7 protein-coding genes are annotated in these 12,574 nt (G+C 76.3%); 1 reads left to right on the forward strand and 6 read right to left on the reverse strand.

What is annotated here, in order from left to right; genetic code table 11:
* Positions 1-12 precede the first annotated feature (12 nt).
* From ACZ434_RS01545 to ACZ434_RS01555, 3 genes are all read right to left on the reverse strand, one after another.
* Positions 13-2,757 (reverse strand): FtsX-like permease family protein, encoded by a 2,745-nt coding sequence (locus tag ACZ434_RS01545; protein ID WP_468450612.1) that lies wholly within the window; start codon positions 2,755-2,757, stop codon positions 13-15.
* Between the two features lie 410 nt (positions 2,758-3,167).
* Positions 3,168-6,479, reverse strand: coding sequence for an FtsX-like permease family protein (locus ACZ434_RS01550; protein WP_468450614.1), 3,312 nt, complete (start codon positions 6,477-6,479; stop codon positions 3,168-3,170).
* 262 nt (positions 6,480-6,741) lie between these two features.
* Entirely contained in the window at positions 6,742-7,155 is a 414-nt protein-coding gene (locus ACZ434_RS01555) for a globin (protein ID WP_468451763.1), read from the reverse strand.
* 49 nt (positions 7,156-7,204) lie between these two features.
* On the opposite strand from ACZ434_RS01555, the gene ACZ434_RS01560 reads away from it, so the two are divergent.
* Positions 7,205-8,200, forward strand: a complete 996-nt coding sequence (locus tag ACZ434_RS01560) for a methyltransferase domain-containing protein (protein ID WP_468450616.1) — start codon at positions 7,205-7,207, stop codon at positions 8,198-8,200.
* Between the two features lie 20 nt (positions 8,201-8,220).
* On the opposite strand, the gene ACZ434_RS01565 is transcribed toward ACZ434_RS01560, so the two are convergent.
* The 3 genes from ACZ434_RS01565 to ACZ434_RS01575 all read right to left on the reverse strand — a co-directional run bounded on the left by ACZ434_RS01565 (position 8,221) and on the right by ACZ434_RS01575 (position 12,572).
* Positions 8,221-9,513, reverse strand: a complete 1,293-nt coding sequence (locus tag ACZ434_RS01565) for an FHA domain-containing protein (RefSeq protein WP_468450618.1) — start codon at positions 9,511-9,513, stop codon at positions 8,221-8,223.
* Positions 9,514-9,596: 83 nt separating this feature from the next.
* Positions 9,597-10,943: a vWA domain-containing protein gene (locus tag ACZ434_RS01570; protein ID WP_468450620.1), complete on the reverse strand. Its 1,347-nt coding sequence runs from the start codon at positions 10,941-10,943 to the stop codon at positions 9,597-9,599.
* Between the two features lie 120 nt (positions 10,944-11,063).
* A complete protein-coding gene (locus tag ACZ434_RS01575; RefSeq protein ID WP_468450622.1) occupies positions 11,064-12,572 on the reverse strand; it encodes a PP2C family serine/threonine-protein phosphatase in 1,509 nt (502 codons plus the stop codon).
* Positions 12,573-12,574 lie beyond the last annotated feature (2 nt).

Here is a 12,574-nt window from a genome sequence, read left to right on the forward strand (position 1 = left end):
GCGGCGGAAGGTTCACCGGGCATCCCCGGCCCTCAGCTCCCGCACCGACCCCGCGCGCCCCGACCACCAGGCCTGCACCGCCGCGATCCCGACGGCCAGGGCGAGCACGGCCAGCGCCGGCACCAGCAGCGACACCGGGTCGGTGCGCAGCACCGAGCGGCCCGCCGGGGACGAGGCGACGGCGAGGGTCGTCAGGTCGACACCGGGTGCCAGCAGCCGCACGGCGGCCCAGGCCGTGGCCGTGCCGCCGGCCGCCGCGAGCAGCGCCTGCGGCAGGGACTCCAGGACGAGCAGCCGGCGGCCCTGGGCGCGGGTGAGGCCCATGGTGCGCAACCGGGCCAGCAGCGCCGCCCGTTCGGGTGCGGCGCGCAGCAGGGTCAGCAGCAGCGCGAGCACGGCGTACCCGGCGCCCGCCGCCACGGCCGCCGCGTAGACGCGTTCGGCGCCGGACTGCAGCGGGGAGTCGGCGTACCCCGCGCGCTCCTCCGTGCGGAGGTGGACCCGCGCGGCGTCGCCCGCCGCCTCGCGCAGCGCGCCGCCGTCCGGGCGGTCGCCGGTCACCAGCAGCGAGGTGGGCCGGGCGGAGCCCTCGGGCGCCCCGGAGCGGTCCACGACCAGGAATTCCTCCCCGGTGACCGCCGGCGTCCGCTCCCGCACCGCCACGATCCGTACGGTGATGAAGCCGCCGTCGCCCAGGCCCATCCGGACCGGGTCGGTGCCGTAGCGGTCGGCGACCTGGGGGGAGGCCAGGGCGGGCACGGTCGCGGCGTCCCCGGCGGCCTCGATCAGGCCGGGGTCGAACGCGCCGATGTCCGTGTGCCGGGCGAGGGCCGCGTATCCGGCGGGGTCGACGACGGCCACCGGGACCGTCGGCCCGCCGTCCGTGGGCTGGGCGAAGTAGGCGACGCCCACCACGGTGACGTCCTCGACGCCGGGGGCGCGCCGGACCTTCCCGGCCAGCTCGGGCGGCAGTTCCCGCACCCCCTCGACGCGGGCGTCCGCGCCGACGGCCAGCAGGGCCGAGCGGTCCCGGGTGTCGGCCACACCGGTGAGGACGGAACCGCCGAACGCGGCGGTGGTCAGCGCGGTCACCAGCGCGAGCAGCGGCAGCACCGCGGAACCGGAGGTACGGCCGGCGCGGGCCAGCGACAGCGTGCCGACCACGCCGCGCAGCCGCCGCGCCGGGCGGGCCAGCCCGCGCAGCGGCAGCGGGTACAGGCGTACCAGCACCAGGGCGGCGATCACCCCCACCAGCACCGGCGCCAGGGACACCAGCGGGTCCGCGGACGCCCCCTCTCCGTCCGCCGTACCGCGCGTGCGCAGTGCCACGACCGCGCCGGCCGCCAGGGTGACCAGGGTGAGTTCGGCGACCGTGCGACGCCGTGACGGGCGGGCGGCGACGACGTCCTCGCGGGCGGTGTGGGCGCGGACCGTCCGGTGCGCGACGACCGCCCGCAGCGGCAGCGCCGCACAGGCGAGGACGGTGACGGCGACCGCGGCGGCCACCGCGTACGCCGTACGGGCCCCCGGGAGCAGCAGCAGGGCGGCGGCCAGGCCCAGGGCCGCGGCGGGCACGGCGACCACCGCGGTCTCCGCCAGCAGCCGGCCGGCGAGACCGCGCAGGGAGGCGCCGCGGGCGCGCAGCAGGGTGAGTTCCGCGCGGCGCCGGTCGGCGGCGAGCCCGCCCGCCATGAGCAGGACGACCGCCGCGACCGCCCCGGTGCCGAAGGCGGCGACGGCGACCAGCGAGTCGATCGCCGACCGCAGCGCGCCGTACTCGCCGAGCACCTCGTCGAGCGCGGTGTCCACCTCCACGGTCGGCGAGACGGCCGCCCGGGCCTGCTGGAGCAGCGGGCCCGCCTCCAGGGAGGCCACGGCGGACCTCAGCCGCGGCAGGTCGTGGCCGTGCAGCGCGGACGCCTCGGGCACGAGGTTCCAGTACCGCTCCGGGAGACCGGTGGCCAGGATCGCCGGGGCCGCGTCCGGGGGCAGCAGCAGCGCACCGACCCAGTAGACGCTGCGCTGGGGATCGTCGGGGACGTTCATCAGGTGCGGGGTGCGCAGGACGGGGAAGGCCGACCAGTACGCCTCGGCGGGGGCGCGCGGATCGACGACGCCGGTGACGCGCACGGTCAGCGGGGCGCGCTGCAGACCGGGCACCCGCAGGACCGAACCGACCTCGATGTTCAGCTTCCGGGCCGTCTCGGCGGTGACGGCCGCCTCGACCGCCGGGGTCGCCGCGCCGGCGCCGTCGGGTGCCTTGGGCAGCCGGCCCTCCCGCAGCCGGGAGTGGCCGGCGAGGTCGTTCTGGGCGACGAGGTGGAACTGCGGGGGCAGCCCGGACGGCCGGGCCAGTCCCGCCGGGTCCGGGACCGGCACCGGGTCGGTGGTGCGGACGCCGTGGGCGGACTGGTCCCGGTCGAGGGGGAGCGATCCGCTCGGCAGCCGGAGCAGTGCGGCGTGGGGTCCGCGCACCGCCTCCGAGCGCAGGTCCGCCTCCCGCTCCCGCGTCGGTACGACCATGCCGGCGTCGGCGGTGAACAGCCGGACGGTGGTACGGGAGGGCCCGGCCGTCTCCACCGCCCCGCGCAGTCCCGCGTCGCCGTACCGGTCGACGGCGAGCGGCAGCGCGGCGGTGAGGAACGCGGTCACCGCGACCAGCACCGCGAGCGCCACCGCCGCCCCGGGCGCCGACCGCAGCCGGGTACGCACCCAGCCGGCGAGGACACGCGGCCGCCTCGTACGTCCGAAGGTCACGTCAGCCTCCCACTCGGGCCGTGGTACGGCAGGCGGAGCCGCGCCGCCTGCGGAGCGTCCCGGTCGGGGGCGGTACCGGGTCGGCGGGGGGACGGCGGTGGGTACGGCATTGCCGGCCGCGTCCTTGGACAGCTCCGGGGGTGGCCGGGCGGGCAGGGCCGTGCCGGCCGTGGAGCGTCCTGGTCGGGGGTGGTACCGGGACGGTGGTGGGTACGGCACCCCGGGCGCGCTCCCGGACCGCTCGGGGGGTGGCCGGGCGGGCAGGCCGGGGGAGGGGGCGGTGGGGGCGCTGCTGGGGGGTGGCGGGCCCGGGTGGTGCCGGATCCGGGACGGGCAGGGGGGCCGTCTCACCGGGCGTACGGGAGCGGGAGGTGGTGGTCCGGGGGCGGTCCGGGGTGGGGGCGGTCATGTCAGTTGCCGCCTTCGTCGCGCAGGGATGTCACCGGGGCCGCCCTGCGCAGTGCCGGCGCGGCGGTGATCAGCAGCGGGGCCGTGGCCACGGCGGCCAGGAGGGCGGCCACCCGGAGCGGGGGCAGCTCCACCAGGACCTGCGGCACCGGGCGGGTGGCCTCCGCGGTCAGCATGATCAGGGGGATCACCGCACGGGCCAGCACCGCGCCGAGCAGCACGCCCACCGTCAGCGCCGCCCCGACCAGTACCCCGTGTTCGACCAGCACCACCCGGGCCAGCCGCCGCCGGGAGGCGCCGAGGGCGCGCAGCACGGCGAACTCGGCCGACCGCTCGCGCAGCGACCCTGCCGCGCTCACCGCGAACCCGACCGCCGCCAGCGCCGCCGCCGCGAGAGCCGCCGCGCCGAACGCCGTGCCGGGACCCGCGCCGAACGGGTCGTCGCGCAGCTCCCCGGCGATCTCGTCCCGCACCACCACCCGGGACGGGTCGATGTCGGGCCGGGCCCGCAGCGCCTCGGCCACCCGCTTCGTGGCGCCCGGTTCGGCGGCCAGCCACCACTCGTTCGGCGGCAGGCTCTCGCCCTGGCGTGCCTGGAGCATCCGGTTGACGGACCGCAGATCGACCAGCAGGGCGCCCCCGTCGTCCTTCCCGCCCGTCGGCGTGGACGGCAGCTCCCGCACCGCCCGCACGATCCGCACCGGCACCGTGCTCCCGCCGATCCGCACGTCCACCCGCTGACCGGGCCGGGCGCCCGTGGAGTCGAGGTAGCGGTCCGTGGCCACGGCGCCGACCTCGGACACCGCCGGCTGCCGCACCCGGAGGCCGATCGTGAGCGGCGAGGGCTGCCAGGACAGGTCCGGGTGCAGATAACCGGTGTCGTAGGTGAGGGTCGCCGGATCGCCCGGGACCGCACGGGGCCGTGTCGGGCTCGTCTCCTCGCCGGGGGCGGACCCCGCGCCGTCCGCGCGGGCGGACAGCTCCCAGGTGTCCGGCAGCGGCAGTTCCCGCTCGCGGCCGTCCGCGTCCTGGGCGGTCAGCGCCGCCAGGGTGAGCCGGTGCCGCTCACCCTTCCCGATCGGCTGGAGCAGGTCCAGCCGGATCCCCGTCAGCGTCAGCTCGCCCAGGGGCGCCTCGGCGGCCGCGGTGAGGTCGAGGGCGAGGCCGTGGGACCGGCCGTCGGCGGGCAGCGCGCCGAGACCGAGCGTGTACGGGACGCCGGAGGAGTCCTCCACGGTGGCACTGACATCGACCTCGGTCTCCGCGCCCGCGCCCCGCAGCCGCGCCGTCAGCTCCAGACGGCCGGTGCCCGCCGGCACGCGCACGCCCTCCGTTCGTCCCTTCGGCGCCAGCGGGGCCACCAGCGCGGGCACCGGCACCGGCGCCAGATCGGGACGCATCAGCAGCGTCCCCGCCGCGCCGGCGGTGTCCAGCGCGAGCACGGTCGCCGTCCGTCCACCGGACAGCTGCACCGCCGTACGGGAGGCGGGAGCCGCCCGCCGTACGCCCGGGACGGCCGCGTACGCCTGCGTACGGCCGAAACCCGCGTCCGCAGTGAGGACCCGCACCTGCGCACCGGCCCGGAAGTCCGCCTGGTCGTCCTGCGAACGCTGCCACGACGAGCCCTGGCCGATCGCCAGCATGCCCAGGGCCACGGCGAGCACCAGCAGCAACATCGGACCCGCCCCGCGCATCGGCCTGCGGCTGAACTGCCAGCCGGCCAGCGCCCCGGGCAACCCCCGGCCGGCCGCCGCCCGGCGCTCGGCCAGCCGCGCCGCCGGCGGCAGCAGCCGCAGCGCCAGCACCGTACCGGCGAGCAGCGCCAGCGCCGGGGCGACCACGAGCAGCGGATCGACACCGAGGTCCTCACCGACGGCACCGGAGGGCCGGCGGCTCAGCTGCCAGTACGCCACACCGGCCACCGCCAGCAGCCCCAGGTCCGCCCCCGCGCGCACCACGCCGGGCAGCGGCCTGGCACGGCGGCCGGCCGTGAAGGAGGAGGTCAGCGCCGGAACCGTGACGGCCAGCGCGCAGCCCAGCGCCACCCCCGCCGACACCAGCCACACCGCGCCCTGTCCGGCGACCGCGGCGACGGAGGCGTCCAGCCGCAGTCCGATCCGGGCCAGCGATCCCTGCCCGGCCAGCAGCCGGATGAGCGGACCCGCCAGCAGCGGGGCGCAGAGCGCCGCGGGCACGGCCAGCAGCAGCGCCTCCAGCGCGGCGAGCCGGGCCAGCCGGCCGCGGGAGGCGCCGCGGGCCCGCAACAGCCGGGTCTCGCCCGCGCGTTCGGCGTTCAGCAGGCGGGCCACCAGCAGCAGGGCGCACACGGCGAGGAGGGTGAGCTGGAGGGTGATGATCAGCAGGGTGGAACGGGAGACGAGCAGGGAGCGCTCGACCCGGTCCAGAACCGCGGGCAGCTCGGTCGTGGCGGTCGCGGTGCCGCCCAGCGCGCCGGCCTTCGGCAGGGCGGCGGCGCCCTCGCGCGCGGCCTCGCGCAGCGCGTCGATCCGCTCGGTGGTCATCGCGGAGAAGTCGGCCGACGCCAGCCATCCGGAGGGGCCCGTGCTGACCCGGTCGCCGGTGAACACGGAGGGGTCGGCGAGCAGGGGGCCGTACGTCGTGAAGTGGAGCGTGACGATGCCGCGGCCGCCGAGTTCGTCCAGCCGCCAGTACGGGGCGGCCGTGTCCACGGGGCGGTACACGCCGGTGATGCGCACGGTCACCGGGGGGCCGTCGAGACGGTCGTCCAGGGTGAGGCGGGCGCCAGGCTCCAGGCGGAGGGCCCGGGCGGCGGACTCGGGGAGGGCGGCCTCGATCTCCGGGCCGGTGGCCTTGGCGGGCATACGGCCGGCGGTGAGGCGTATGTGGGTGCGGTCCAGGGCGGCGAGGTGGGTGAGGTCGGGGTCGTCGCTCGGCGCGCGCCGGTCCTGGTCCGGGTCCCGGTCCCGGTCCGGGGTGCGGAGGGTGGCGGGGAGGGCGTACGGGCCGGAGCGGGTCAGGGTGCGCAGCGTCACCGGCAGACCGTCGAAGGCGGCCCGCGCGCCCTCGCGTACGGCGGCGTCGGCGGCGGTGCGGTCGGTGGCGGTGCGGTCGGCGGGGACCTCGGCCTCGACGGCGAGGGTGGTGCTCGCGGGGGCGCTCGGGTGGGTCAGGGCGTGGCGGAGGGAGGCGTCGCCGATGGTGGTGGAGTAGGCGGTGAGGGTGGCGAGGACGGCCGTGGTCAGCAGGACCGTGAGGAGGGCGGCGGTGAGGAGGGGGCGGTGGGTGTGGGCGCGGGCGAGTACGAAGCGTGCGGAGGTCGCTGGCGCAGTCACTCAACCCCCCGTGGTTGACCGGGCCTTCGGGGGTGATGTTGTCAGAGGGGGGTGGGTGGGGGTAACCGTTCGGGGGGCCGGTTTGATCGGATCGTGATCGGAATGTGGGGGTGGGGGTCCGGTATGTGACCGTGGGGTGGGGGTGTGGGGGGATTTCGCCCCCGCCGCCCCTTCCCGTCCCGTCCCCGGGGGCGCTGCCCCCGGACCCCCGCTCCTCAAACTCCCCCAGAGGGGGCACCCCCAGTGGGGCTGGTTTTGCTGATCAGTCGGGGGAGTTGATCATTGAGGCTGCCGCGTAGGTCAGGTACTTCCACAGGGTGTGTTCGTGTTCCTCGGGGAGGTCCAGTTCGTCCACGGCGTCGCGCATGTGCTTCAGCCACGCGTCGTGGGCCGCGCGGTCGACCTTGAACGGGACGTGGCGCATGCGCAGTCGCGGGTGGCCGCGGGTTTCGCTGTACGTGGTGGGGCCGCCCCAGTACTGCATGAGGAAGAGGACGAGGCGCTCCTCGGCCGGGCCCAGGTCCTCCTCGGGGTACATGGGCCGCAGCAGCGGATCCTCGGCCACTCCCTCGTAGAAACGGTGGACGAGCCGGCGGAAGGTCTCCTCCCCGCCGACCTGCTCGTAGAAGGTCTGCTCCTGAAGCGTGCCGCGCCGAATCTCTGTCACGCCGTCCATGGTCTCAGACGCCACGGCGTAGGACTCCGGGCCTAAGTACTGTGGAGACATGGGCGGCCAGGACCGTGACGCGTCCGACGCGTTCGAGGCTCTCGCCGGGGCGGCGCGGGCGGCGCTCGTGCGGGAGATCGGTGCGAGCGGGGCCTTCGACGCCGACCCCGTGTGGCGGGGGGCGTTCGCCGCCGTACCGCGCCACCTGTTCGTGCCGTACTACTACGTCGGCGTCGTCGGCGGCTACGAACGCCGGTGGGGCGAGCACCCCGACCGCGTCGCACGCGAGCTGTGGCTGCGCGGCGCGTACGAGGACACCCCGCTCGCGATCCGGCTGCGCGACGGCGAACTGCTCTCCTCCAGCAGCCAGCCCTCCCTCATGGCGCTGATGCTGGCCGGCCTGGACCTCAGGGACGGGCAGCGGGTGCTGGAGATCGGCACCGGGAGCGGGTACAACGCCGCCCTGCTCGCGCACCGGCTCGGCGACGACGACCTGGTCACCACCGTCGACCTCGACCCGGAGATCACCGAGACGGCCCGCCGGCACCTCGACGCCGCCGGACACCACCCGACCGTCGTCACCGGCGACGGCGCGCGCGGAGTGCCCGCACGCGCCCCCTACGACCGGATCATCGCGACCTGCGCCCTGCCGTCCGTACCGCGCGCCTGGCTCGCCCAGTGCCGTCCGGGCGGCCGGATCCTCGCCCCGTTCGCCACCGGCCTGCTCGCGCTCACCGTGCACGACGCCGGGCACGCCGAGGGGCGCTTCCTGCACACGCCCGCCTACTTCGTGCCGCTGCGCGGTACGGGCCGCTCGTGGCCGGAGCCGCAGGACCTGGAGGAGGTGCCGGGCGCGGCCCTGGGCAGCGACCTGTTCCGGTTCCTGCTGGAGCTGACCTCGGGCGCCCTCGGACCGCGGCAGGCGTACGAGCTGTGGGAGAGCGAGGGCAGGCCGCAGCGCGAACGCTACGGCCTGACCGCCGGCGCCGAGGGCGACCGGGCCTGGCTGGACGACCCCCACGGGCCGCACGTCTGGCCGGTGCCCTCGTCCTAGCCGTGCTGTCCGGGGTGTGCTCAGCCCCGGCGGATGGTGATCGTCGTCCAGGCGCCCACGTGGACGCGGTCGCCGTCCTGGAGCGGGACCGGGACGAACGGCTGGATCGGCTCGTCCGAGCCGTTGACCGTCGTGCCGTTCGTCGAGTTCTGGTCGACGACCGCCCAGGTGCCGTCCGGCTGCTGCACCAGTACCGCGTGCTGGTGCGAGACGCCCGGGTCCTCCGGCGGTGTGGACAGATCGATGTCGGGGGTGTCGCCGGTGGAGTGGCGGCGGCGGCCGATGGTGATCTGGTTGCCGGTGAGCTGACGCTGCTGCTCGGGCGAGTACGCGGGCAGGTTCAGGCCCGCGGCCTCGGGGCCGGAGCGGTGCATCATCGCCATGAAGTAGTCACGGTCCGGGCCGATGGTCGCGGTCCAGGTGGCCGGGCCCTGCGGCCGGTGGGGCTGCTGCGGGTAGCCACCGGGTCCGGGAGGTGCCTGGGTACCGCCGCCGCCGGGCTGCGGATAGCCGTAGCCGCCGCCGTGCTGACCGGGTCCGTTGGGACCGCCGTGGCCACCGCCGGGGCCACCAGGGCCGCCGGGACCGCCCGGGCCGCCGTTCGGCGGGGGGATCACCCAGTCGTCGTCACCGCCGCCGAAGGCCGGTCCGCCCGGCTGCGGGTGACCGGTGTCCTGCGGGTACGCGGGCGGGGCCGGCGGTCCGGACTGGAACGCCTGCGGGGCGCCGGGGCCACCCGGGCCGGCTCCGTGGCCACCGGGGCCTCCAGGGCCCCCGTGACCGCCGTGTCCGGGCGGGGGCGGCGGTACCGGTCGCGAGGGGTCGCCGCCGAAGCCGGGCGGGCCCGGCGGGATCGGCTCGGCGGGCCGGTTCACCTGGGAGGGACGCGAGCCCTGGTAGTCGTAGGAGTCACCGCCGCCGTACGACGGTCCGGGCGGCTGCTGCTGGAAGGGCCCGCCCGGGCCGGGGCCGGGTCCCGGGCCGGGGGCCGGCGGGCGCGGGGCGGCCGGGGTGTACGTGGTCGCCGTGTTCGTCAGGAAGTTCCACCGGCACTCCTCGCAGAACGGCGCGCCGCCCTCACGCGGCGTACGGCACTGCGGGCACAGCTCGGACCGGCCGCCGGGGCCGCCGTAGCCGCCGGGGCCACCCGGGCCGCCGGCGGGACCGCCGGGCGGCGGGAAGCCGTAGCCGCCGCCACCGCCGGGCGCGGGGGGCGGGGGAGGAGGTGGGGGCACGGCACCCGCCATGCGGTGACCGCACACCTCGCACCAGTCGTCGGAACCCGACTGGTGTCCGTTCGGGCAGGTCGGCATGTCGGCGCTTCCCCCTCTCCTTGTCCGGCCGGTTCCGGCCGGATTTCTCCAACCCCGAGGGGTCGGGCTCGATTACTTACAGATCACTTCTTCACACGAACGGTCTTGGTCGACCGCGTCTCGAGAGTCATCTCGTCGGCCTCCTCCACCTTCGCCTTCAGTCGCACAGTACCGGTCGCGGCGTCGACGACGTCCACCACCTTCGCAAGCAGTTTCGCAGTATCCGCGTTGCCGGACGCACTCGCGAGCTGAACCGCCCGGCCCAGTTTGGCCGTTGCTCCGTCGATATCGCCCTCTTTGCGTAGATCCAGCCCTTGTTGGATGACCTGTGCCAGTTCGGCCTGCCCGGTGTAGTGGGCGACCTGGGGGTTGATCGACGTCGAGGCGGCCATGTCGTCCGTCCACACGGCCCGCACCAGACCCTGCGCGCCGAGGTTCTGAACACTGCCGTCGGGCTGCGGAATCACCAGCGAGAGCCGGGCCGCCAGCATCTCCCGGCCGATGTTCGCGGGGGGCACCTCCACGCAGACGTGGTAGTCGCGGGACTCGTCACCCCAGGAACCGAGCGGGTAGTCGCCCGCCCGGGGCCCCGACTCGCTGCGCCGGCCGGTGAGTTCCTCGACCGTCGGCGCGACCTGCTTGACGAACTTCACCGTCGTGCCGACCGGGGTCCACAGCCGCAGTGAGACGTCCGCGACCTCCTTGCCCATCGCCGTCTCCATCATCCGCGTGAAGTCCGCGGCGAGACCGGCCGGGTCGGCGACGATGTCGGCGGTGCCGAGGAGCGCGGAGGCGACGCCTGTGACTTCTTTCACTTCCCAGTCGGTGCCCACACCGCGGGCGTCGCAGGTGAACCGCCCCGCGCAGGCGTCCAGGGCCGCCTTCAGGTCCTCCGGCGACTCGTGCTCGTTGCGGCCGTCGGTGAGCAGGATGCCGTGCCGGATCGCCACGTCCGCCGCCGCCAGCAGCCGGTCGGCCAGCCGCAGCCAGGTGCCGATCGCCGTACCGCCGCCCGCGCTCAGCTTCCGCAGGGCCTGCTTGGCCTCCTCGCGGGTGGCGGCGTCGGCGACCGCCAGGCCGCCACCCCCCGGATAGACCTCCTTGGCCACGTGCGTGCCGCCGACCACGGCGAAGTGCACGCCGTCCCGCAGGGCGTCGATCGCGGCGGCCGTGGCGTCGCGGGCGTTGCGCATCTTGGTCGGCGGGTAGTCCATCGAGCCCGAGCAGTCGACCATGAGCACCACCGCCGCCGACGGCCCCTGACCCGGCGAGTAGAGGTGGGGTGCCGTCACCGCGCTGCCGACGGTGCCGCCGCCGGTCGCCGTCACCGTCACGATGGCGTTGACCTCGCGGCCGCCCTCCGGCAGGTACTCGTTCTGGTACACGTCCACCGAGAACTGCGGCACGTTCGATTTCGACAAGATGGCCATGCCTGTTCGATCCCCCTCGGGTGCCCCGGCGGCGCGGGGCGACGACGGATGGCGGACCGGTCCCCTCCGGTCCGTCGAGGCTTCCCCGCGAGAGCCCGTGAGGGTCTCCCGTACGCGGCCTCAGGCCGATCCTGCCCCCTGGGGGACGGCCGGGAACGGCACGAGGGCCACTGTTACGTTGTCGTGGCCACCGCCGTCGAGGGCGTGACCGACCAGCACCCGGGCCCCGTGCAGCGGGCGCGCGGCGGCGTCGGCGGGGACGGCCGCGGCCATGTCGTCGGCCGACTCCGCGTAGTTCCACAGACCGTCCGTGCAGACCACGACCACTCCCGGCCGGTCCGGCTTGAAGGACGCGGTGTGCGGCTCCAGTTCGTAGGCGTCGGCGCCGAGCCAGCCCGTGATCGCGTGCGCCCGGTGGTCGGCGTACGCCTCGGCCTCGCCCATCAGGCCCGCGGCGACCATCTGCGCGGCCCACGAGTCGTCCTCGGTGAGCCGGGCGGTGGGCGCGGAGCGGTCCACCGGCACCCAGTAGGCGCGGCTGTCGCCGACCCAGCCGACCACCAGCAGCCCGGCCGTCACCACCGCGCCGACGATGGTGCACGCCGGGGCGTTCTGGTGCGCGTCGTGCTCACGGGCGGCCGCGGCCGGTTCGCCGGCCAGCGCGTTGACCGCGTCGGAGGCGGCGATGATCGCGTCGTGCATCGCCTGCTGCGGATGCGTACCGCGCGGCAGGGCCGCCAGCAGGGATTCGGTGGCCGCGCGGGAGGCGGCCATGGACGCCTCGTCGGGGCGGGTCGCCGAGGAGACGCCGTCACAGACGATCGCCACGGAGACGGGTGAACCGTCGGGCAGCGTCGTGGTGCCGATGCCGAAGGCGTCCTCGTTGCGGTGGTGGCGCAGTCCGCGGTCGCTGACCGCGGCCAGGGGCCCGCATTCCTGTTCCATGTGGTCCCGTTCGCGCGGCTGGGCGTGGCCGCAGTTCTCGCAGTAGCCGTCATCGTCCACCCTGCCCGCACGGCAGGCCACGCACACCGCCGGGCCGGCGGCGGGCTGCCGCTCCGGTTCCGCGGTCACCCGCGGGTCGGGCGCCTGGAGCGGGTACTCCTCGGGCTGTGCGGGCTGTGCGGGCTGCCGGGCACTGTCGCCGCCGCCCTGCGGGGCGGGGGCGGGTACGTGGGACGCGTGGGACGCGTCCGGCTGCGCGCGGTGGTCGAGGCGCACACCGGACGACGGGGCCGGGACGGGCGCTTGGGCCGGGGCCGGTACCGGCGGTACGAGCGGTGGGGGTGGGGGTACGGGACTGCCGCCGGACAGCGGGGAGCCGTCCGAGTTCGTGCCGGGCACGTCCGTGGGCTGGTGGGTCGGGGGGCCGTCGACGGAGCCGTCCGGGCCGGGCGCGGGCCACGCCGGGGCCGCGGGCGGGGCCGACGGCGGCCGGGGGCGCGTACGGTCCGCCGGCGCCTGGGGCGGCACCGCACCGTTCAGGGTGATCGTCGGCTCGTCCTGCGGGCGCGCGGGAACCGCGGACAGGTCGTATCCGCACGCACCGCAGAAACGATCACCCGACTCGAGGGGTTCCTCGCAGCTCGGGCATTTCGACAGAGCGGCCGGCTGAGGCATCTGCGACATCA

This window comes from Streptomyces sp. NPDC030893, assembly GCF_055571535.1.

Coding starts and splice junctions, on each gene's coding strand:
- ACZ434_RS01555 (WP_468451763.1), bottom strand. CDS start 7,155: ATGGACGGCGTGACAGAGATTCGGCGCGGCACGCTTCAGGAGCAGACC.
- ACZ434_RS01560 (WP_468450616.1), top strand. CDS start 7,205: ATGGGCGGCCAGGACCGTGACGCGTCCGACGCGTTCGAGGCTCTCGCC.
- ACZ434_RS01565 (WP_468450618.1), bottom strand. CDS start 9,513: ATGCCGACCTGCCCGAACGGACACCAGTCGGGTTCCGACGACTGGTGC.
- ACZ434_RS01570 (WP_468450620.1), bottom strand. CDS start 10,943: ATGGCCATCTTGTCGAAATCGAACGTGCCGCAGTTCTCGGTGGACGTG.
- ACZ434_RS01575 (WP_468450622.1), bottom strand. CDS start 12,572: ATGTCGCAGATGCCTCAGCCGGCCGCTCTGTCGAAATGCCCGAGCTGC.